General features: G+C 59.2%; 19 protein-coding genes. 9 read left to right on the top strand and 10 right to left on the bottom strand.

From position 1 onward, the window contains the following. Positions 1 to 62: 62 nt before the first annotated feature. Positions 63 to 581 carry a sigma-70 family RNA polymerase sigma factor gene (locus BFP89_RS25210; RefSeq protein ID WP_065888161.1) on the bottom strand — a complete coding sequence of 173 codons (519 nt, stop codon included), beginning with the start codon at positions 579 to 581 and terminating at the stop codon, positions 63 to 65. A gap of 229 nt (positions 582 to 810) precedes the next feature. Here BFP89_RS25210 and BFP89_RS25205 point away from each other — a divergent pair, with 229 nt between their 5' ends. Next, positions 811 to 2922 carry a condensation domain-containing protein gene (locus BFP89_RS25205; protein WP_065888160.1) on the top strand — a complete coding sequence of 704 codons (2112 nt, stop codon included), beginning with the start codon at positions 811 to 813 and terminating at the stop codon, positions 2920 to 2922. 45 nt (positions 2923 to 2967) lie between these two features. Here BFP89_RS25205 and basC read toward each other — a convergent pair whose 3' ends face one another. After that, the gene (basC, locus tag BFP89_RS25200; RefSeq protein ID WP_065888159.1) at positions 2968 to 4287 is read right to left on the bottom strand and encodes a putative histamine N-monooxygenase; all 1320 of its coding nucleotides are present in this window, start codon (positions 4285 to 4287) and stop codon (positions 2968 to 2970) included. 31 nt (positions 4288 to 4318) lie between these two features. Then, complete coding sequence (locus tag BFP89_RS25195; protein WP_065888158.1) at positions 4319 to 8659, bottom strand: amino acid adenylation domain-containing protein; 4341 nt, start codon at positions 8657 to 8659, stop codon at positions 4319 to 4321. A 113-nt stretch (positions 8660 to 8772) separates the two neighbouring features. Between BFP89_RS25195 and BFP89_RS25190 the strand changes: the two genes are divergently transcribed. From BFP89_RS25190 to BFP89_RS25175, 4 genes are read left to right on the top strand one after another with little or no spacing between them, the layout of a single operon-like run. Continuing rightward, on the top strand, positions 8773 to 9948 hold the full coding sequence (locus tag BFP89_RS25190) for an isochorismate synthase (RefSeq protein ID WP_065888157.1): 1176 nt from the start codon (positions 8773 to 8775) through the stop codon (positions 9946 to 9948). 26 nt (positions 9949 to 9974) lie between these two features. After that, a complete protein-coding gene (locus BFP89_RS25185) occupies positions 9975 to 11810 on the top strand; it encodes a (2,3-dihydroxybenzoyl)adenylate synthase (RefSeq protein WP_065888156.1) in 1836 nt (611 codons plus the stop codon). Between the two features lie 39 nt (positions 11811 to 11849). Beyond that, positions 11850 to 13073 carry a histidine decarboxylase gene (locus tag BFP89_RS25180; protein ID WP_065888155.1) on the top strand — a complete coding sequence of 408 codons (1224 nt, stop codon included), beginning with the start codon at positions 11850 to 11852 and terminating at the stop codon, positions 13071 to 13073. 29 nt (positions 13074 to 13102) lie between these two features. Beyond that, entirely contained in the window at positions 13103 to 13435 is a 333-nt protein-coding gene (locus tag BFP89_RS25175) for an isochorismate lyase (protein ID WP_065888154.1), read from the top strand. A gap of 131 nt (positions 13436 to 13566) precedes the next feature. On the opposite strand, the gene BFP89_RS25170 is transcribed toward BFP89_RS25175, so the two are convergent. Beyond that, complete coding sequence (locus BFP89_RS25170; RefSeq protein WP_065888153.1) at positions 13567 to 13950, bottom strand: RidA family protein; 384 nt, start codon at positions 13948 to 13950, stop codon at positions 13567 to 13569. 252 nt (positions 13951 to 14202) lie between these two features. On the opposite strand from BFP89_RS25170, the gene BFP89_RS25165 reads away from it, so the two are divergent. Beyond that, positions 14203 to 15117, top strand: a complete 915-nt coding sequence (locus tag BFP89_RS25165; protein ID WP_218061324.1) for an AraC family transcriptional regulator — start codon at positions 14203 to 14205, stop codon at positions 15115 to 15117. Between the two features lie 96 nt (positions 15118 to 15213). Next, positions 15214 to 16275 carry an SDR family oxidoreductase gene (locus tag BFP89_RS25160; protein WP_065888152.1) on the top strand — a complete coding sequence of 354 codons (1062 nt, stop codon included), beginning with the start codon at positions 15214 to 15216 and terminating at the stop codon, positions 16273 to 16275. Positions 16276 to 16321: 46 nt separating this feature from the next. On the opposite strand, the gene BFP89_RS25155 is transcribed toward BFP89_RS25160, so the two are convergent. From BFP89_RS25155 to BFP89_RS25140, 4 genes are all read right to left on the bottom strand, one after another. Continuing rightward, complete coding sequence (locus BFP89_RS25155) at positions 16322 to 16828, bottom strand: GNAT family N-acetyltransferase (protein WP_206362356.1); 507 nt, start codon at positions 16826 to 16828, stop codon at positions 16322 to 16324. 14 nt (positions 16829 to 16842) lie between these two features. After that, positions 16843 to 17460: a TetR/AcrR family transcriptional regulator gene (locus BFP89_RS25150; RefSeq protein WP_083208150.1), complete on the bottom strand. Its 618-nt coding sequence runs from the start codon at positions 17458 to 17460 to the stop codon at positions 16843 to 16845. Positions 17461 to 17553: 93 nt separating this feature from the next. Continuing rightward, positions 17554 to 18576, bottom strand: a complete 1023-nt coding sequence (locus BFP89_RS25145; protein WP_256097385.1) for a membrane dipeptidase — start codon at positions 18574 to 18576, stop codon at positions 17554 to 17556. Next, a complete protein-coding gene (locus BFP89_RS25140; protein ID WP_065888151.1) occupies positions 18577 to 19554 on the bottom strand; it encodes an ornithine cyclodeaminase family protein in 978 nt (325 codons plus the stop codon). A 184-nt stretch (positions 19555 to 19738) separates the two neighbouring features. On the opposite strand from BFP89_RS25140, the gene BFP89_RS25135 reads away from it, so the two are divergent. Further along, the gene (locus tag BFP89_RS25135) at positions 19739 to 20371 is read left to right on the top strand and encodes a helix-turn-helix transcriptional regulator (protein WP_141689134.1); all 633 of its coding nucleotides are present in this window, start codon (positions 19739 to 19741) and stop codon (positions 20369 to 20371) included. 159 nt (positions 20372 to 20530) lie between these two features. Here the strand turns inward: BFP89_RS25135 and BFP89_RS25130 are convergent, their stop codons facing one another. Beyond that, complete coding sequence (locus BFP89_RS25130) at positions 20531 to 21469, bottom strand: alpha/beta fold hydrolase (RefSeq protein WP_065888150.1); 939 nt, start codon at positions 21467 to 21469, stop codon at positions 20531 to 20533. A 97-nt stretch (positions 21470 to 21566) separates the two neighbouring features. Here BFP89_RS25130 and BFP89_RS25125 point away from each other — a divergent pair, with 97 nt between their 5' ends. Then, on the top strand, positions 21567 to 22148 hold the full coding sequence (locus tag BFP89_RS25125) for a CGNR zinc finger domain-containing protein (RefSeq protein ID WP_065888149.1): 582 nt from the start codon (positions 21567 to 21569) through the stop codon (positions 22146 to 22148). 64 nt (positions 22149 to 22212) lie between these two features. Here BFP89_RS25125 and BFP89_RS25120 read toward each other — a convergent pair. Further along, a partial coding sequence (locus tag BFP89_RS25120; RefSeq protein ID WP_065888148.1) for a hypothetical protein occupies positions 22213 to 22448 on the bottom strand: 236 nt, incomplete at its 5' end.

Raw genomic sequence — 22448 nt, 5'->3', positions numbered from 1 at the left:
GTGCATACCGTGTATTTCGAACGATGCGACGAAACCCTCAATGGCGCTGCGGATTTAATTGTTCACAGCCCGGCCGTCGATGCGAAGGGATGGCAGGCCCGCAGGCCCGCCGCGATGTATTTTTCGACAGAGGACACCGACACGTTCAATTCGGCAGCGATGTCCCGATGGCCCATGCCATGCAGCTTGCACAGCAACAGTGCTTCGCGGGCCTTGGGCGGTTTGGCCTGCAGCGCGTCATCGATTTGCACCAGCGCCTCGGCGGCCAGCGCCCGCTCCTCTTCGGACGGCACCAGCGGTTCGGCCTGCTGCATCAGGGATTCCAGGTGGCGGGCTTCGCGGTGACGGCGACGATAGAGGTCAATCACCATGCCTTTGGCGATCTGGGTCAAGTGGCAGCGCGAGTCTTCGATCGAAGGCACGCGGCCCTTCTTGATGAGGTTGAGATAGATATCGTGGGCCAGATCCGCAGCATCCAACGAGTTGCCCAGCTTGCGCCGCAGCAGGCTGCACAACCAGCGGTGATGGTCGATGTACAGCTTTTCGAATTGCCGTTTGGACGCAAACGCTCCGTTGTTCACAACACCTCTCCTGAGACGAATCCACCCGCGATCAGATTTTGACTAATGCGAATATGTATGATTATTATTTGCGATCATACGGTGTTCATAAAGCCCCTGCAACGCAACCGGATTGCACGTCCTCTGACGCCCGGGTTCCCAGGCGTTACACCAGACCGAGGATGGGTCTGTCGGCACTTGGTGCCATCTCTACTTCTGACTGTTCAGTTTGATAAGGCGGGAAACTTCCATGATGGAACTCACTCCAGATACGTTTTCAAAACGATCTGCCACCGATTACGAAGCGCATCTCTGGCTCTTGCAGCAGCAATATCCCGAACGCATTTCAAAGCACCTGAGTGCCTGGAAACTCGACGCGACTGTCGACCCTGCACGGCTGGAGTCGGCACTCCAGGCGGTGATCGAATCAATCCCCGAGCTCAATGCCCGCTATCAGTTCAACGATGACGGCGAAGTCGACAAGGTCCAGGCGCGCGACTGGCAAGCGTGCATCGAGCGCATTCAGGTGACCGGTGACGCCGGCCACTACCTGCTCTCCGAACAAGCCGCGCCGTGGGACGCCGAACACCAGCCGCCATTCAAGGCGCTGATTATGCAAACGCCGGATGCGCCCATCCTGGCGCTGGTCCTTCACCCGATTCTTGACCAGACCTGCCAGGCGAACGACCTGTACCGCAAGATCATGCACACCGCTGATACGCCACTGCCGTGGCTGCACCGCCAGGCGGACATCGGCGAGAACGCCGCCCAAACCGAAACACCTGAAGTCGCGGCCGTTATCCTCGCCGAGTTCCGCGAAGCCCTGGCGGAACCGGGCATGCTGGCGACGGATGACTTCTTCGACTTTGGCGGCCACTCACTGCTGGCCACCCGCATCATCGGCAAGCTGTCGAGCAGCCACGGCATCGAAGTCCAGTTCAACGATTTCTTCAGCGCACCCTCGGCAACCGCCTTGGCGGCACGCGCCCGGGTCATCGCGAAAAACGCTGCACCAACGACCGCCATCGGCTCGTCGCAAGATGTACAAAAAGCGCCGTTTGCACTGGCCCAGGCGTCCCTGGGACGCGCTTACGCCGCCTTCGAATTCGGCACGATCTTCAACCTGCCGTTTGCCATGGAGTTTCTCGACCCGGTGGACGAAGCGCTGTTCGAGCAGGCATTCCATGACCTGCTTGAGCGCCATGCAAGCCTGCGCAGCACCTTCCACTTCGAGCGTGGCGAGGCATACCAGCAAATCGTGCCGACCTCGCAGCTAGCACAGTTCAAGTGGTTCTGGCCCAGCCGCGAAAGCCAGGGTGCCACCCTGCAAAGCGAAGCCACCTATCAGTTCGATCTGACCCGCGAGCTGCCCCTGCGGGTGCGCTTCATTCAGGACACGCAGCATCAACGGCAAACCTTGTCGCTGCTCGTCCATCACATGGCCATTGATGAATGGTCGCTCAACGTGATGATGGAAGAACTGGCCCAGGCCTACCTGGCCCGGGCCGCCGACAAAGCGCCCGTCTGGAAAAGCCCGGCACCGTCTTTCCATGAATTCGCCGTGCGCCAGCAAGCCGCCGGGATCAACCAGAAGCACCTCGACTACTGGACCGGCATGCTGCGCGATGCCACCCGTGGCCTGACGCTGCCCTCCTCCGAGGCAGCGCCGGCAGAGGTATCGACCAAGGCCCAGTGGTTCGAGATCAAGCCCACCCAAGGCACGACCGACCACCTGTACGCCTTCGCCCGGCAGAACAACGCTTCACTGTTCGGCGTGGTCTATTCGGCAATCGTGCTCTCCCTGCACAAGCTCGGCGATTTGAAAGACCTGGTCGTGGGCACGTCGGCTTCCGGTCGCACGGATCCTGCGTATTACGACACGGTCGGCTACTTCACCACCATGGTCGCGCACCGCGTGCAATTCGACGGCCGGCAAGCCGTCGGCGCCCTGATTGAAAACGTCAGTCGCTTGATCAACGACTCGATGGCCTACGCCGATGTGCCGATGGAGCAGATTCAGCAGGCCCTGGGCATGACCCCGGCGGATGGACTGCTGTTCGACGTGTACATCCAGATTCACGCCAACAACGCCTTGAACGGCGCCCTGCGCACACCGGATAACGGCGCGATCCGCTACCGCCAGATCGACCCGGACAAGAACCAGTCGATGTTCGGTATTCAGTTCGAGATCATGGAAAACACGCTGGACGGCAAGCGCGTATTGCGCCTGGTGGTGACCTACCGTTCGGACCGTTACAGTGCACAACAGATGGCTCGCATGAGCGCCACGATTGAGCAGATGTTCGCGCTGTTTGCGACACCTGGTGCCGACAGCCTCACCCTGGACCACATCCGCGTCTGACCTTCAACAGGGCCTTGGTAACACCAGGGCCCTGTCTTTCACGCACTACACCTCATGCATGCCATAACGCTGGAACGACGAGCGTTTGGGCAGGCGGTAGTGCGGGCGGCCGAGCAGTTGATTGGCAATGCTCGCGTTACGAATCGCGGCAACGCCCAGGTCCGGCGAGCCCACGCCATGCTGGAAGATCTCGGCGTTCTGCACAAAGATACGCCCTGCCCCGTCATCACAGCGACGCGCAGTGAAGTCATCCTCCACAAGGCAGTCACCGTGCTCATCGGTCTCCAGCACCGTCCCCTTGAGCCGCTCGAACCACTGCGGCCAGGCATGCCCGTAGCCCGTCGCGGCCACAATCGCGTCGGCCTCCAGGCTGCCGGCCTGATCCAGCTCACGGTGCCGATAGGCAATACGCAGCGTACCGGCGACGTCCTCGACCGTCTCGACTTCACAGTTCGACAGCAACGTCAGGCCAGGGTCACTGCCGCCGATGGAGCGTTCATAGATCAAGTCGTAGATAGCGGCGATCGTGGAAAAACTGATGCCCTTGTACAACAGGCCCTGCTTGGCCACGACCTCGCGACGGCGTTCACGCGGAAGGCTGTGGAAGTACTCCATGTAGGACGGCGTAAAGCATTCCTGCCCCAGCTTGGAGTATTCCATGGGGTGGAAACCGGCTGAACGGGTGATCCAGCGGATCGAAGCGCCTGCGGCGATCCGCTCGGGGGTCAGCTCGTTGAACAACGCGAGCACACACTCGGCGGCGCTCTGGCCGGAGCCAATCACGGTGACACGCCGACATTGCGACAACTGCGCCTGGCGCTTGCCAAACTCCGCCGAATGCAGGATCGGTGCCGTACTTTTCACCTGAGCCCACTGCGGCACTATCGGCGTAGTGCCGATGCCTACCGCCAGGTTTCGACTGGAATAGCAGCGTTTGAAGCCTGACACGGACTGGCTTTCAATCAGGAACTTGCCGGCTCCCGCGTCGTAAGTCACATCACAGATATCCTCGCCGAAGTGGCACGTCGGCAACTGCTGCGAAGCCCAACGGCAATAGTGGTCGTACTCGCGGCGCGGCACCTGGAAGTTATCGTAGTAATAGAACTGGTACAGGCGATCGTGCTGGTGCAGGTAATTCAGGTAGCTCAGCTCGTGGGTCGGGTCGGCCATCGTCACCAGGTCCGCCAGAAACGGCACCTGCAACGTGGTGCCCGGTAAGAGCAACCCTTCATGCCAGCGAAATTCGGCTTTGCGATCCAGGAAAAGACTGGTCACGTCGCAATGTTTGGACAATAAAGCGGCCAACCCGAGGTTAAAGGGCCCGATGCCAACACCGGCGATATCTACAGTGGGTAAATCCGTCATCCAATCTGTCTCCCTGGGTAGTGCTGTGTGGTTATGCGCAGGCGAGCAATCGCTCGACATCGTGTGCGTTACGGCAACGCAGTAATTGTCCGGGGGAAAGCGTCACCGCCAGTTCCTCCTGGAACCGCGCAGCGATGGCTTTCAAATGCTGGGGCCGCAGGCCCAGACTGATGAAGTCGACCGAGGCATTGGCGCCGTCCTGCGGGGGCCTGCCCAACACACTCAGGTAGATCGCCAAGACCTTGCTGCACGGGGTTTCAACGACCTCTTCGGCTGGCTCCAGCAACAAACTGCACGCGCGCGGGCGATCAGGCTTGCCGTTTTGCGACAACGGCAGCGCCTCCACCGCCAGCAATCGCGTGGGCACGTGGGATTGCGGCAAGTGCTCGCGGGCGAACTGGCGCAACGCGGCGGCGGTCAAGGGGGCGGCGTCTTCGACACTCACGTACAGCGCACCGATGTTGACCTCGCCCTGGCGCTGTTCGCCGTAGTCCACCACCAGCACGTGCCTGACCGCAGGATGCTTGATCAGCTCGTTCTCGATGTCGGGCAGCGACACGCGCACGCCGCGCACCTTTACGTAGCCATTCACGCGGCTGTCGAACATCAACGTGCCGTCACGGCGATAGCGCCCGCAGTCACCGCTACGAAATGCACGTACGGCCTGGCCGTGCTCATCGGTCACGCTGATGAATTCGGTGTGTGCCAGCGCGCCGTCTTCCAGGTAGCCCAGGGCCAGGTTGACGCCTGCCGTATGAATGCGGCCGACAACGCCTGCCGGGCAATGCGCTCCCTGGGCGTCGAGCACCAGATAGCGGTTGCCCGGCAACGGGCGCCCGTAGGGAATTTGCAGCTGATCATCGGCAGTGATGTCGTGCCAGATGCTCCAGATCGTGGTTTCTGTCGGCCCCCCCAGGGAAATCAGGCGCGCCGATGGCAGCAGCCCGCGCAACTCGGCGATCACGCCCGGCTTGATGTAGTCGCCGCCCTGGGCGATCAGGCGCAGGCTGGCCAAGTCATGGTCACCACGGCACGCCAGCAGCATTTCGAGGATGGCCGGCACGGAACACCACAGCGTCACACCATGCCTGGCGATCAACTGATTCCAGCGCAGCGCATCCTTTTCCTCGCCGACGCCAGGCAGTACCAGCGTGGCGCCGGCCGTCAGGCAGCCGAGCACATCGAATACCGACATGTCGTGGTGCAGCGGGGTTACCGACATGAACACGTCGCTCTCGCTCACGCGCCAGTGTGACAAGGTGCTGCCGATGACATTGGCCGTGGCGCGGTTGCACAGCACCACGCACTTGGGTTTGCCGGTGGTGCCCGAGGTGTAGAGGTAGTACGCCGGCGCTTCGCTCATCGAGCGATCATCCAGTATTGGCGCACTGGCTTGTGGCCCGGTCAGCAACTCGTTCGGCGTGGCGTGGGCCTGCTCGACCGTCTCGCCCGAGCTGATGATCACCAGATCGGGGCGGCAGTTTTCCAACAGATACTGCCGGCGCTCGTCCGGCGCCGCAGCGTCGATAGGCACCCAGATCACGCCCGTCAGTGCACAGGCCAAGGTCAGCGTGGTGTGCTCCGGGCTGCGTGGCAGGCAAATGGCGACCACTTGGCCGGGGCCGATGCCACGGGCCTTGAACGCCGCAATGACACGCGACACATCCGCACCCAGTTCGGCGTAGCTGATCTGCCGCTCGCCGCTGATCAGGGCGATCCGCTGGTTGGCGGGGTCGAACAGGTGTCTGGCGATTTGCGCCAGGAACCCTTCGGCACGGGCCTCGGTGGTCGCGCTATTAAGGCAATAGTGAGACGTGTCGATGATCGCGCCGGCGTCCACGGCAAACTCACCGCTGGCGCTGATCTGGCTGATGGCCTTTTCCAGCGCATCCAGGATGTCGTGGACCAGCGCTGGGTCGAGGACTTCCCGCGCATAGTCGATATCCAGCACCAGCGCGCCCTCGGCGTTAGCCCAGAAACGAATATCCATGGCCACCTGAGGCGTCTGGGTCAGGCCGCCTTGCAACTGCATGGGACTGTCCGCCGCCGACACCGGCCAGGAAAAACCATTGGTAATCACCACCGGCAGCACAGGGCCTGGGCCGTGGGATTCGAACAGCAACCGGGCAAGGTCCACGCCCGAATAGGCCAAGTGTTGCAGCCCTTCCAGCACGTCCACTTGCAGCTTCGCCGCACGCTCCGTAAAGGTGCCGGGCGCCTCGTTTCGGTTGATCGCGATAAAGCTGGAACGGTTGGCAAATGCACCGCCCGTTTGCGGCGCAACGGGAACCGCCACACACAAGCCGCCTTCATCGAGCCAGTGGGACAGCACCTCCATCACCAGCGCCATCAGGGCGGAGTTCTTGAATAGCCGCTGCCGGGCGCCCAATTTGCAGAAACCGTTGAATACCGCCTTGGGCACTTGTCGGCTTTGGCGCGCGTAGCGCGAGGCCCGCACTTGATCGAGCGGCACGCGCCATGGCAGGCGTGGTGCGCCCGTCACGTCGGCGAGCTTGGTCTTCCAGTAAACCGCGTCGGCCTTGCGTTGATTGGCCTGATCCACCGGGGCAGGCGCAGCCTCGGCAGCGGGCTCATCGCCGGTCAGTCCGTCGAACAGCTCGACCAACAACGCCGCAATGGAGCGGCCGTCGAGGATCAACGCATCCAGGCGCACGAACACGGTCAACTGGTCGTCGGGCAGGTGGAAGAGCGTGACATTCCACGGCGCACGGTCCAGCTCGAAGATGGCGTGGGCGTAGGCCTCGCGGCGTTCATCGATGTACGCCGACGCGGCTTGCGCCGACATCGATGTAAGGTTGACTTCGTCTAGATTGATGCGGGCTTCATCGCTGACGTAACTGACCAACTTGAGCGCATCCACCCGTGTGCGCAGGCTGTCATGGCGCTGCACCATCGCTGCCAGGCGACTGCGCAGCAGCGTCGGGTCCATGGCCCCGTGGTATTCACGAAACTCCTGCATGGCCACGCCGCCAAGAGGCACCTGGGTGCCACGCCCCAATAGGTACGCCTGCTGCAGGGCTGACAGTGGTTTTTCGAGTGTGCGCGAAACACCGACATTGAGCGCTTGATCCAACGCGCGCGAATCGGCCGCCACTTCCTGCGTGATCGCCACAAAGCGCTCAAAGAACGTCGTTACCCACGGCAATGGCAACGCATCAAGACGGATATCCCAGTTGATCAGGATGCCGCCATCGGCGCAGGCGATCTGTGCATCAAGCGCCACTTGAGGCCCTTGGGAGATGACCCAATTCATCGGGCCCAATACACGCTGCACGCGCGGCGAAAGCAAGTCCCCACCGGGCATGTCCAGCGCGGCAGTAAAGACCACCGGCGCCAGCTGTGGCGAGCCGTGATGGCGGGACAGGTCGCGCATCACATTCACCCCCGGATAGGCGCAATGCTCAAGCAGGCCGACCATTTTTTTCGCCAGTTGCGCACACAGCGCAGCCGGCGTGGCGGCGGACTCGAGGTCCACATCCAGAATCAACACATTGGCAAAGTCCCCCACCACGCGCTCGACATGATCCACCAGCGGTTGGCGCCAGAACGTCGGTACATTGAGCCGAAAGCTACGGTCGCCGGTCTGCTCCCCGAGCACCGCCGCAAACAGCCCCATCATCAAGGTCGACAGGGTGATCCTGCGTTCCCGTGCCACGTGTTCCAAGGCCTGACGCTCGACAGGGCCCAGCCAGGTATGGAGTCGGTGGCTTTGCGCGTGCTCCGGCGGGTGTTCAAGCAATGGCAAGGTGGGGGCCGGGGCAACGTGCGCCAGGCGTTCACGCCACCAGGCACGGTCGCGATCCCGGGCGGCCTTGAGCGCCGGGTCGACACGCACCTTGTCGTACCAGTCGAAGAAGGATGGCGTGTTCGCCAGCGTGTCATCGGGCTGCTCGTAAAGCGAGGCCAGGTCTTCCATCAGCGTGCGGAAACTGGAGGGATCGATGGCGATCATGTCGGTATCGACATGCAGGCGAAACCTATCGTCGGCCATCAGGCTCACTGCAAACCGGGCGCCCGGCTCATGGCGCAGGTCCAGTTGCTGATGTGTCCACGTCTCCCGTTTGGCCAGCAGGTGGCGGGTGGCCTGCAGTTCGGTCATGGCACGCAGGTCTTCGACTTCCAACCGCGGCGATTGGTCCATGGATGCGATGGATTGCAGCCCTTGCGTATCCACGCGCATTCGCAGCATCGGATGCAGCAGGCTGGCCCGCTCTAGCGCTTGGCGTAACCGGTCCAGTTCAATGCACTGGCCATCGAACTCGGCGTAAAGATGAGCCGAAACTCTCCCTAAAAAGGCATGAGCAGTACGCCCGATCCAACAGGCGGCCTGCATCGAAGTTAACTCTCTCATGGTCCACTCATGTGATTGACAAATCTAAATGATTAGCGTCACCTATTAGAAACGATAATGATTATATTTCAAGGTGTAATTTTTTGACCACAAGCCACGGAGGCTTTCTGCACATGAGAACGGGCACCCTTAGGACGAGCGACATGGATGAGGTGCAACAGCTTGACGAAACGCGGAGTTTTTCATTCACCTCCGGCGATCGTGAGCTAGCGGTCAGCGGCATGTTGCAACGTATCGAAACGCCGGCCATCGCCGGCGAAAACGCCAGCAGCCTGTTTCAAAAAACCGTCTCGCACGCCTTTGAACAAGCGCGTAAGGCGGGCCAGGCGAACCCGATGATCGTCGGCGCCATCCCCTTCGATCCCGCTGAAGCGTCCTGCCTCTACATCCCCGAACACGCCGAGTGGCGCGCCCGCAGCGGTGCCGTGCACACCGGTGCGGCCTCGATGCCGGAACTGCTTGAACAAAAAAACATACCGGACGAGCAAGGCTTCAAGCGCACGGTCGAACACGCCATCGTCAACTTCCGCCACAGCGACGTGCGCAAGGCCGTGCTCTCGGTGCAGCGTGAATTGCTGTTTGCCCAGGATGTGGACGTGAGCGCCATGCAGAACAATCTGCGTGCCCAGAACCCCAGCGGTTACCACTTCCGCGTGCCCATGCCGGACGGCGCCACACTGATCGGCGTCAGCCCCGAATTGCTGGTGTACAAGGACGGTCTGGATTTCGTCTCCAATCCCCTCGCCGGCTCGGCCAAGCGTATGGCTGACCCCGAAGCCGACCGGCGCAACGCCGACTGGCTGGCCGCCTCGGAAAAAGACCATTACGAACACCGCCTGGTGACCGAAGACATCGCCTCCCGGCTCGGCCCATTGTGCACACGGCTGGACGTGCCACAGCGCCCTAGCCTGATCAGCACGCCTGCGCTTTGGCACCTCTCCACCCGTATCGAAGGCGCCCTGGCCGACCCCGGCATTTCGGCTTTGCAGTTGGCGTGCCGCCTGCACCCAACCCCTGCGGTGTGTGGCTTCCCTACCGAGCGCGCCCGGCACCTGATCCGCTTCGTCGAGCACGTCGAGCGAGGCCTGTTCACCGGCATGGTCGGCTGGTGCGACGCCCAGGGTAACGGCGAATGGGTCGTGACCATCCGCTGCGGCACCATCAAGCGCAACAAGGTCCGCCTGTTCGCCGGCGCCGGCATCGTCGAAGCCTCAAGCCCCGACTCCGAATGGACAGAAGTCCAGACCAAGCTCGGCACCATGCTGCGCGCATGCGGCCTGGCCCACTAATTTCCCCATTTTCAGCAGTGACCCTCATGACCCTAGAATTCACGCACTGGCCCCTCGAAAGAGCACAACGCTATCGGGAAAACGGCTACTGGATCGATCAACCCCTCACCCACCTGCTCCAGGCAAGCAGCCAGGCACAGCCCCAGGCTTGCGCGATCATTTGCGGCGAGCGTCGCTTCAGTTATGGCGAGCTGGATCAACTGTCCTCCAACCTCGCCTCGCGCCTGGCCGCCAGCGGGCTTGGCCACGGCGACACCGCGCTGGTGCAACTGCCCAACATCGCCGAGTTCTACATCGTGCTGTTCGCGCTGCTCAAGGCCGGCATCGTGCCGCTCAACGCGCTCTATAGCCATCGCAAACTGGAGCTTAAAAGCTACGCCAGGCAAATCACGCCGAAGCTGTTGATCGCCTCCCGTGAGCATGAAGTGTTTCGTGATGACGGCTACCTCGCCGACCTCAACGAAGTCGGCGCAAGCCCTGAGGTCACGCTGTTCCTCGGCGAGCAGCACGCCCCCAACAACCTGGCTGCCTGGATCGAAAGCCCGAGTGACAGCCCCGTGGATTTCTCCCCCAGCGCACCGGATGAAGTGGCCCTCTTCCAATTGTCCGGCGGCAGCACCGGTACACCCAAGCTCATCCCACGCACCCACAATGACTACCACTACAACGCCCGTACCAGTGCCGAGGTGTGCGGCCTGACCGCACAAACACGCTTCCTGTGCGCCCTGCCGGCAGCGCATAACTTCCTGCTCAGTTCGCCGGGCGCCCTGGGCGTGCTGTACGCAGGCGGTACCCTCATCATGGCGCCAAGCCCGGAACCGCAGACCTGCTTCGCAATGATCCAGCGCCACGCAGTCAACACCGTCGCCCTGGTGCCCAGTGCCGTCGCGTTGTGGTTGCAGGCCGCGCCGCAGCACACCGAACAACTGCAATCGCTTGAATTCCTGCAGGTCGGCGGCGCCGTGTTCGCCGACTCGCTGGCCCGCCAGGTGCCCGGGGTGCTCGGCTGCAAACTGCAGCAGGTGTTTGGCATGGCCGAGGGCCTGATCAACTACACCCGCCTGGATGACACCGACGAGCAAATCTTTACCACCCAAGGCCGCCCGATCAGCCCGGGGGACGAAATCAAAATCGTCGATGAACAGGGTGTGCCCGTAGCGCCCGGCGAGCCCGGCCTGTTGGCCACCCGCGGCCCCTACACCTTCTGCGGCTACTACAAGAGCCCCGAACAGAACGCCCAGGCCTTCGATAACGAGGGTTACTACTACTCCGGTGACCTGGTGCAAATGACACCCGGCGGTGACCTGCGCGTCGTCGGCCGGGTCAAGGACCAGATCAACCGGGGTGGCGAAAAAGTCGCTTCCGAAGAGATCGAAAACCTCATCGTGTTGCACCCCGACGTCACCCACGCCGGTCTGGTCGCCATGCCCGACGCCGCACTGGGGGAAAAGAGCTGCGCCTTCGTCGTCTCGTGCAATCCCAACCTCAAGCCGCCCGCCCTGCGTCGCCACCTGATGGAACTGGGCATCGCCGAGTACAAACTGCCCGACCGCATCCGGCTGATCGATACCATGCCGCTCACCGCCGTGGGCAAGATCGACAAGAAGCAGCTGCGCCAACTGCTGACGGCGGAAACCACCCGCGCCTGGCTGAAAACCCGCGTATTGCAATTGATCGAAGACGGCGAAGCACTGGACCCCGAGGAAAACCTGATTTTCTACGGCCTCGACTCCCTGCAAGTGATGAAACTCGCCGCCGAACTCAAGGCGCGTGGAATCGCCGTCACCTTTGAAGAGCTGGCCGACTCGCCCACGCTCGCCAGTTGGTGGTCGCTGGTGGACACGCGGCAAAAAGCGGCCTGAACGGGCCGCTTCGCCCAGTCGATTTAAAAGGAGTTAGAGATGACTTTATCCACGGCCGACCAAAGCAGGCTTGAGCACTTCTGGCAGCACTGCGTGACCCACCAGTACTTCAACATCGGCTACCCCGAATCCGCCGATTTCGATTACTCCCAGTTGCACCGTTTCCTGCAGTTTTCGATCAACAATTGCGGGGACTGGAACGAGTACAGCAACTATGTACTGAACTCGTTCGACTTTGAAAAGGACGTGATGACGTACTTCTCCGAGCTGTTCGACATTGCGCTCGAAGACAGCTGGGGCTACGTCACCAATGGCGGCACCGAAGGCAATATGTTCGGCTGCTACCTGGCCCGCGAACTGTTCCCTGACGGCACCCTGTATTACTCCAGGGACACCCACTACTCGGTGGCCAAGATCGTCAAGCTGCTGCGCATCAAATGCCGCGCCGTCGAATCCCTGCCCAACGGCGAGATCGACTACGACGACCTGATGCTCAAGATCGCCGCCGACCAGGAGCGTCACCCGATCATCTTCGCCAATATCGGCACGACGATGCGTGGCGCGGTGGACAACATCGCGATCATCCAGCAACGGCTGCAACTGGCGGGCATTGCCCGGCGTGACTACTACCTGCATGCCGACGCGGCGCTGAGCGGGATGATCCTGCCCTTCGTTGACCACCCGCAACCCTTCACGTTTGCCGACGGCATCGATTCGATCTGCGTGTCCGGGCACAAGATGATTGGTTCGCCGATCCCGTGCGGCATCGTGGTCGCCAAGCGCAAGAACGTGGCGCGCATCTGCGTGGAAGTCGACTACATCCTGGCCCATGACAAAACCATCAGCGGCTCACGCAATGGCCATACGCCGCTGATGATGTGGGCGGCACTGCGCAGCCACTCGTTCGCCGACTGGCGCCAGCGTGTCCGCCACTGCCTGGACCAGGCGCAATATGCCGTGGATCGCTTCCAGGCAGCCGGCATCGATGCATGGCGCAACGAGAACTCCATCACCGTGGTGTTTCCCTGCCCGTCGGAAAGCATCGCGAAAAAGTATTGCCTGGCCATCTCCGGTGGCACTGCGCACTTGATCACCACGCCCCATCATCACGACAACTGCATGATCGATGCCTTGATTGATGAGGTCATCGCCGAGCGTGACACCGATGCCTGGGGCACTGGCGCCGCCCGTGCGCGTCAAGGCGCCCATGAACAGCCCCCCGCCTCTGCCCGGCTGGCGTGCCCACGCTTCGACGTCATCTGAAACCGAACCCTTTATTAGAGACAAACACTATGTCGTCACTGAAAACACCCGAGGCGTGCGAAAGCCTCACCGACATCCGCGCGGGCATCGACTTTTTCGATCGTCAGATCCTGGAGTCACTGCAACAACGCTTGGGTTACGTGAAGGCCGCCGTGCGCTTCAAGGCCAACGAACAAGCGATCCCCGCGCCGGAACGGGTGGCGGCGATGCTGCAGGACCGCCGGGAGTGGGCGGTCGACACTGGATTCGATGTGGATTTTGTGGAAAAACTCTACGAGCACATCATTTATTGGAACATCCAACAGCAAATTTCACATTGGCGAGCGCTTTATCCGCAGCAAAGTACGGAAAACGCCGGCTAAGGCGTCGAAAAGCGCGTGCATTCAGGTCCATCCGCCAGGGTGGACTTGACCCCCACGTATCACACATTTCCATGGCCAGTTTGAGGCGGGTTGCACACTGCTCCAACATGCAACGCCGCCTCTACCGCCTGTTATATCGCGAAAATAGCTTCAATTTCGATATTCAGTTCCGGGGAAAACAATTTGGAAACCTCGACCAGGGAGCTGGCAGGGAGATGCCCATCATAGTGCTGCGCCAGCACCTTGCGCAGTTCGCCGGCCTGGCTGAAGTCGGTGATGAAGATAGTCACTTTCAAGAGTGCAGACATATCGGTGCCCTCCTCGACTGCAACCGTTTTAATCTGCTGCAAAATAGCATTGGCCTGTTTTTCAAGACTTTGCCCTTGAGCATCAGTGCCGAATGCAGTAAAGCCTGACAGATAGAGCGTGTGGCCATTTTTCACTGAATGCGAATAGGGCCCCACTGCGGGAGGAAGTGCCGGGTAATTTTTACGTTCGATATTAGCGCTTGGCATATGAGTGAGTCCGAATTTTAGTGCATGGGTGATTGTGAGTTTATGAATTAAAGTACGTGGTCAGGTGATTTTCAAGTTGGCCATGTTCTCAAAGTCCGGCAAAAGACAATAGTCACGTTTCTGCACGATTACTGCCTGATCCTCTACGCGTGGAATTTTCCAACACGTTGCGCTTTCTGCATGTGTCATAATTTCGTATGACAATGTGTAAATATGGGTCTTACCCCACTGTGCCTGCAAAGGAGGCCCTAATTGGCGGAGAACTATCGTTTTGCAGCTGAAGATGGCCGAGTGGCGCTCAGGGAGATGATTCGTGGGCTTCTCCCTGAGGAGGGCCGCTTCCCAACCCCTATCGAGGGTTTTACGCTGCACCGCTATGACCATTCAGACACGGCAAAACCCCACTTCTACAAGCCGATACTTATTGTCGCAGTACAGGGGAGGAAGTGGGTCCGCATGGGTATCAATGATATTTCATTCGGGGAGTACACATGTTTTATCGCCGGCGTGAACATGCCCGTCTCCAGTTGTCTCCTGGAAGCGACTTCCGAGATGCCCTACCTGTCAGTTTCCCTGGATCTGGACAGGCCTTTGATAGCTGCATTAGCTGCTAAAATTCCACCGCCGACTGAATATAATCACGACATTGCAATTGGCGCAGCGGTACAAGAACTCAGCCCGGAATTGCTTGATGCTTTTTTAAGAATGCTTGAATTACTCGATAAGCCAGAGCACGCCAAGGCATTAGGAGCGCTAATATCGCAAGAAATTCACTACCGACTGCTCACGACACCCTTTGGACATCAACTTCGACTTTTGAATACAGTCGGTTCTCAAAACAATAAAATTGATCAGGCGATCATGTGGCTGCGGGATAATTACCGGGAAACGTTGCAGGTAGATAAATTGGCCGGGACATTGAATATGGCGCCTTCCACTTTATATAAATATTTTAAAAAAATAACGACACTCAGCCCTTTGCAATATCAGAAGCGTCTGCGTTTGGATGAGGCGCAACGCCTGATGCTGGTTGAAGATTGCGATGTTACAGAAGCGGCCTTGATGGTCGGCTATGAAAGTGCCAATCAATTTGGTCGAGAATATAAACGGCTGTTTGGCGAGCCGCCCAGAAAGAATGTTGTCAACATCAAGACCGGTAGGCAGTAGCCGCTCGGAGCCGCGATTTTGATGCCCCTGCGGATCAGATCAGGTTGAACCTCTGTCACTCAGGCGGACTCCCAAACCTGAATCCAGGAGAAACATATGAGCCAAACAGCTTTGGTCGTCGGCGCCAGCGGCATCGTCGGCAGCGCCATCACTCAGTTATTAATCGACAACAACTGGCAGGTCGCCGCGTTGTCCAGGCACCCATCGCAAGCGCCAGGCGTGATCCCCGTAGCGGCAGACCTTCAGGATTCCGCTTCGCTGGAACAGGCGCTCGCGGGTTTGAAGCCCACGCATGTGTTCATTACGACATGGTCACGGCAAGCCACGGAAGCCGAGAACATTCGTGTCAATGCGGCCATGGTTCGCAACGTGCTGGCCGCTATTCGCCCAGCCAGGAGCGTTGAACACGTAGCGCTGGTCACGGGGCTGAAACACTACCTCGGCCCATTCGAAGCCTATGGTAACGGCAGCCTTCCGCAAACGCCGTTCCGCGAGGATCAGGGTCGTCTGGACATCGAAAATTTCTACTACGCCCAGGAAGACGAACTCTTCGCCGCAGCTGAAAAGGACGGTTTTACCTGGAGTGTTCATCGCCCGCATACGGTCACCGGGGTTGCCGTAGGCAACGCGATGAACATGGCAACCACCCTCGCTGTCTATGCCTCGATCTGCAAACAGACCCATCGCCCTTTTGTATTTCCCGGATCAACAGTGCAGTGGGACAGCCTCACCGACATGACGGATGCACGGCAGTTGGCCAAACAACAATTGTGGGCGGCCACTACGCCGGCTGCGGCCAATCAGGCATTCAACGTCACAAATGGCGATGTATTTCGTTGGAAATGGATGTGGAGCCGAATTGCCGAATACTTCGACGTGCCTGCCGCCGATTATCCCGCTTCACCCTCCCCCCTTGCCACGCAGATGGCTGACGACCAAGCCGTATGGACGCAAATGGTCGCGCAATTCGGGCTGAAGGAATCCGATATCGGTCGACTGATATCCCCATGGCATACCGATGCGGACCTGGGGCGGCCCATCGAAGTGGTCACGGACATGTCGAAAAGCCGTGCCATGGGCTTCACCGCCTATCAGGCGAGCGATCAGGCATTTTTCGACGTGTTCGACAAACTACGCGAGACACGCTTGATACCCTAGGCCGTTCCTGAGACGCCAGGCCGATTGATGCCTCTCACGGCAGGCATCAATCGGCCAGAAGTGCCCAGCGTTCGTGATCGCACCAGACTCCGCCGATCTGGAGGTATTTCGCAGAAAACCCCTCTTTCGTAAACCCGAGACGTTTGACCAGCGCTATTGATCGTACATTTTCAGGTTGAATATTGGCTTCGATACGGTGAAGCCCTAACTCCCCAAAGGCATACAGCGTTGTCAACTCCACCGCCTGGGACATTCTTCCAGTCCCGGCAAACGAAGCCATGCCCCAGTAACTGAGATAGGCGTTTTGAAATCCTTTATAGAAGATCTGGCTTAGATGGGTGACTCCCACAATGTGCCCGGATTCTCTATCGCGGGCCACCAGCCCAACGCTTGCGCCCGTGATGTGTGCCGAATACCACTCCTCGAACCCCGAAGCGGTCGTGAACGGCTGTACCCAGCGGCCATGATATTCAAGGCTTTCCCGATTCGCGTGGAGAAGCTCGTCCCTATCTTTGCGCGTTACCTGGGCAAGCCTGACGTTTGACATTTCCATAGCTGCACCTCTTCTTACCTTTTGCCCTGGGCTACAGCTCCAATGAGAGTCGAAAACATCTCTTCTGCCTCGGCAACGGAGCAATGTCCACGTGTAACGGCGCATGTCAGCGCGTCTCCCGCCGCAACCAATGCCGCGCAGGCCAATGCCAGCGATTCCAGGCGAACGCTTGAATGAGGCCGTAGGACTTCCACGAACATCTCGATCACCGCGTCAACCAACTCTTGGTACACGCCAGCTTTCTCACCGCTTCCTGCAAGCGCCGCGCCGACAGCATGAAATTCGTCACCCTGATCGGTTCCGCAGGCCAGATAGGCTTTAGCCAAAGCCAATACGGTGTCTTTCGCCGGTCGATTTTCCTGAGCCATAAGCGTGCGAAACGCGGTAATGCGTTCGGTATCTATCCAACGATAGAGGTCAATCAAAAGACCGGTTCTGGTCTCGAAATGCTCGTAGGTCACCGGTTTTGAAACGCCCGCGCGCACTGCCAGGTGGCCTAGCGTGAGGCGATCCGCACCTTCCTCCCGAACGATCACACGCGCCGTCTCAAGCAGTTGCTGACGCCGCTCGGGCTTCGGCAGACGACCTGAGATCCTCTTGTCGGCGACGATTTTTGTGTTTTTCACTTGCATACCTACAACCTACCATCTGTAAAGTAAGTGGAGCACAGGTGTTGTGACGTTACAAGCGTCTGGAAGACTGCAAGGTAGGGGCTGAGGCCTTGGTCAGCGTGTAGACGTTTTTTCGAGCACAGAATTTGGCCAGGTTGCCTCTGCAATACGCATGAAATTATTGCCGTAGATCGCTTGGATATCCGCATCTGAATAACCCAAGCGCGCCAATTTCTGTGCGACCTCACCCAGGGTCTCGGGCTGCAACTGAACATGTCCGTTCATCTGGCCATAGTGCTCAATCGGCCACCAGTCGTTCTCGTCTTCACCTTCCGGCAAATCTTTGTGCTCGGGGTACAACTCGGTATCCAAACCTATGCCGATATGGCTTGTCCCGATGCGCTCTGCCAGATAGTCGATTTGTCGAACGTAAGCGTCTACGGAGGCCGATGGGTCGCCCAGGAATATGCCCAGGCCTGTAAGTCCGATGACGCCACCTTGAGCCGCACACGCGAATATTTGTTCGTCATCGATTGTTCGCGGGTGATCAAAAACCGCTTTAACGTTGGTGTGGGAGAAAATCGCGGGGCGCTGTGACATTTCCATAATCTCAAGACTTGAGCGTTTGCTGGCGTGCGAACAGTCAATAACAATTCCCGCTGTATTAATACCCTGAACGACCTTGCGTCCCAGGGTGGTCAATCCGCTACCTGCGCCATGGCAGCCGCCAGCACAACTGTTGTCGCGGTTGTAGGCAAGCAACATTTGGCGAACCCCGAGGCTTGCGAACAGTGCCACCATCGCAGGGTCCTGCCGCAGCATATTGGAACCTTCGAGGTCAAAGGAGACCGCGAGCTTTCGAGACGTGTGCGCATGGTAGATATCGTCAACGCTGGCGACCAGGACAAAGTCTTCAGGGTGTTGAGCGAGCCAGCTCCTGAAACCCGCAAGCGTTCGCATCACGGTTTCAAACGGGGTCATGTCCATGCCCACGTTGATCGAGACATGATGAAAGCCGGCTTCTCGGTACCTGTTCAGGCGCGACATATCCTGTCCGGGAATCAATGGCAGGCACGCATGGGCCTCCCATTGAATCGCCGGGGCCTTACTGACTCCTGATGGGTCAAGCTTCATCATTTAAACCCCGTCCAATCGGTTCGCTGTCCACTCGTGCGCCAATGATGCCATGGCGCACTTCGCAATCTGAGCATCCTGCACGCCTAAGCCTGTGAGGTCTGCAACGGTAATCTGCCTGTCGTCCTGCCGTCCGATGGCGTGACCGCTCAATACGCTGCCGAGTGCTACAAGCCTGCCCTTGTCGATCAGGCCGGATTTGAGGGCCGCTGAAATTTCACCGAATTGGCAGCATTGCTCTATTGAGTCCACGACAATGACATCTGCACGTGCAACCAGGCGCACATCCAGCTCCTGCTTGCCAAGGCTGTCTGCGCCAATAGCGGTGATGTGTGTTCCAGGGTTGACCCATTCATTCGCTATGATTGTTTCGCGAGAAGGTGTTGCCGTGATGATTAGATTGGAGTTGGTCGCAACGTCCTTTGCATCCTGGGTGGCAGTAACATCAAAACCCAGCGCCTCGGCAAATTCCCGGTAGTGTTCCAGGCCTTGCCGGTTACGACCGTAAACCGTCAAGCGTCGACATGCAGTGACGGGCATCAGGTGTTCCAGTTGCATGCGTGCCTGCTCGCCAGTACCGACCACGCCAATGCCTCTCACATCGGAAGGCGCCATAGCCCTTGCCACGATCTGCCCCGCCAGCGCCGTACGCATCGAGGTCAGCCAGCCGCCATCGCGAAGCAACGCGATGGGTTGCCCCGTCAAGGCCGAGAAAACCAGCGTCAATCCATCATTACTGGAAAAACCCTTGGCGGGATTGTCGTAGAAACCTGCCGAGACCCTGACTGAAAACACCTCGTCTCCTGACACCCAGGCCGACTTCACGCAGCAGTCACCGTTGCTGGCCGGGAACTGAAAGCTCTGAACCGCAGGTTGCTGCACAAGCCCGTTCGCATGGGCAATGAACCCCTCTGCTATCAGCGCAGCAGCGTCTCTGGGGTGCAAGGCGCTCATGATTTGCGCTTGGGTATAGATATGCATCGATTGCTCCATCGCTATTAAAGACGGGCGTTGCACTTAACCGGCTGGTCAGCGGCGACTCGCCGCCGTCAGCGGGGATATGACGCTACAATCAGGCATTTGAGTGAACGCGGGCTTAACCCTAGCATAAAAATACATTTAGTATTCCGCATACATTTTGTATTTTTCGAGGCAAAACTTTACCGTGAATAAACGTCTGGATAATTACATCAGCATCGCCCAGGCGATTGCCAAGCTCCTGGACCCGCACGCCGAGGTCATTATTCATGACCTGGCTTCAGGAAAGATTGCACATATCTTCAATGCGTTCTCTCAGCGGCGGGTCGGCGACAGTTCACTGACGGATATCAACGATGGGGCATCATTCGATGACGATGTTTCGGGCCCTTATAGAAAGGTGAATTTTGATCGCCGGCAGCTAAAGTCGGTTACAGCGGTGCTCCGAGATCCTGACGGCATCCAGATCGGGCTCTTGTGCGTGAATTTCGACATCACTGTCATGAGCGGGATGGCAGAAATCGCCGCATCATTTTTGGGTCTTGAAAATACAGTCGAGAAGCCTGCGGCATTGTTCGCCACAGATTTTCAAGAGTTGGCGCACTCTATTATGGATGAGTTTTTGAGGGCCCGTAGGGTGACGCTGGCGTCGCTGACGTCAGAAGAAATGGTGGCGCTGATTGGTGAAATGGATAAAGGCGGCGTCTTCGCGCTGCGCAATGCAACCCATTACATCTGCGAACTGTTAACGCTATCCCGGGCTACCGTCTACAAGTATTTACGACGTTCCAGAGCAGCCACTGGCGCTCAACAAAACTGATGACTTGAAGGTGAACCAGGCAATTCATCGGTCCCCTCCTCCACCCGTAAGCGCGAGCTGGCCCGCGAAGAGTCTCGGAGCGCCGCGTGAGACTGCGCCGCGGCGTTATCGTTGACGTTCTTCGCGAGCCAGTTCGCGCCTACAAAGGGGTTGCGTTGGTCACCGCAGGTTCTTGTCCAGGAACGCCCGTATCACTGGAATGATCTCCTTGGCATGGGTTTCCAGCGCAAAGTGCCCGGTGTCATAAAAACGAATATCCGCCTTGGGCATATCGCGCTTCCACGCCTCGGCACCGGCCGGCACGAAAAATGGGTCGTTCTTTCCCCAGACCGCGAGCAGCGGTGGCTGGTACTGGCGGAAGTACGCCTGGAAGGCCGGGTACATCGCTACGTTCGAGGCGTAGTCCAGCAACAGGTCGAGCTGGATGTCGGCATTGCCCGGCCGGGATACTTGCAGCCCTTCCAGCGTGTAGCCATCGGGTGAAACCGCGCTTTGGTCGGCCACGCCTTCCAGATACTGCCACTTGATCGAGGCGGGGGTTGGGAAGTCGCTCAGCGCCTCACGGTTTTGTTGGGTCGGAGCCTGCCAGTAGCGTTGGATAGGAGCCCATCCTTTGCCCAGGCCTTCTTCGTACGCGTTGCCATTTTGGGAGATGATCGCGGTCACCCGCTCCGGATGGGCGCTGGCCATGCGCCAGCCCACGGGCGCGCCGTAGTCGTGGACCATCAGCGCGTATTTATCGAGTTTGAGCTGTTCGGTGAACTGGCCGATGGTCTTGGCCAGTTGGCTGAAGGTGTAGGCGTATTCGCCGCGCGCGGGGGCTTGGGTGAAGCCGAAGGCCGGCAGGTCTGGCGCGATGACGTGATAGCGGTCGGCAAGCTCGGGCATGAGTTCGCGGAACATGAAGGATGAACCGGCGAAGCCATGCAGCAGCAACACGGTCGGCGCGCTGGGGTCGCCGGCCTCGCGGTAGAACACTTTGACGTCACCGACCTGCTCATAGCGGTAATGCACTGTGTTGTCGGCATGGACAGCGCTGCTCATCAGCAAGGAGGCAGCGAGCCCGGCAGCGGCCAGGGAGGCGTTGGATGGAGTCATGATGTGGCTTCCTGTGTAACCGTTAAAGTTGGTATTTGAAGGTTATCCCCGGATTTGGTAACCTGTCAAACATAATTTATTGGTTACAGGCTGCCCCATGAATCCAAACAGCACTGCCTCAGGCGCACTTTTTCTGGCTGACAACCTTGCCCTCGATTTCATTAACTCCGAGTACGGGGTGGGTGATCAGCGCCATGACTGCTTCGTCGATGATCACAGCGTCATGAGTTGGCTGACGCAAGCGGGGCTGTTGTCCGAGCACGTTGAGCGGCAGGCTCCGAGTGGGCTGCTGGCGCTCGCGCGCACGCTTCGCGCGAGTTCAAGGGCGGTGGTGAATGCCGCAATGACAGGCGTTCCCGTCGATCCTGCGCTGATCAACCAGGTGCTTGAAGCGGGGCAGCCGGTGAGCCGGCTGGAATGGGAACAGGAGAAGAAGGCATTTCGAGCGGCCACTTATCCTAGGGACAACAGTCCGGCCAGCCTGCTTGGGCCGGTGGCCGAGGCGCTGGTGGCCTTGGTCACTCACGATAAGTTTGAATACGTGCGGCAGTGCGAGGCCCACGACTGCGTGCTGCTGTTCCATGACCTGAGCAAATCACACCGCCGCCGCTGGTGCAGCATGGCGACCTGCGGCAACCGGATGAAGGTGGCGGCGTTTCGTTCCAGGAATAAACCTTGATCGTTCTTGCCGCCCGTATCCGGCGAAGGCGGTGCGCGCGCCATGAATGGTCGCGCACCTTTTCTTATTGATGAGTGTCCGCTTCCTCAGCCGGATAAAACTCACCCTCCTTGCCGATTTCTTTCAGGCGTTCGCGCACAATGGCCTCAATGCTGGCGACGGCGGCTTGATCGTCAGGGTTGACCAACTGCAAGCACAGGCGTCGGATATTCTGATCGTGGGTGCCCTCGCTCATCATTTCGTGGGTGAAGGCCTGTTCGCCACGCCACAGGCACAGCTGGGTATGCGTCCCGCCGAGCC

Origin of the sequence: Pseudomonas sp. 31 R 17 (genome assembly GCF_900004915.1) — a bacterium.
Lineage (GTDB): Bacteria > Pseudomonadota > Gammaproteobacteria > Pseudomonadales > Pseudomonadaceae > Aquipseudomonas > Aquipseudomonas orientalis_A.
Note: the sequence above shows the minus strand (reverse complement) of the source record. Positions and strands in the feature narration are given on the sequence as shown.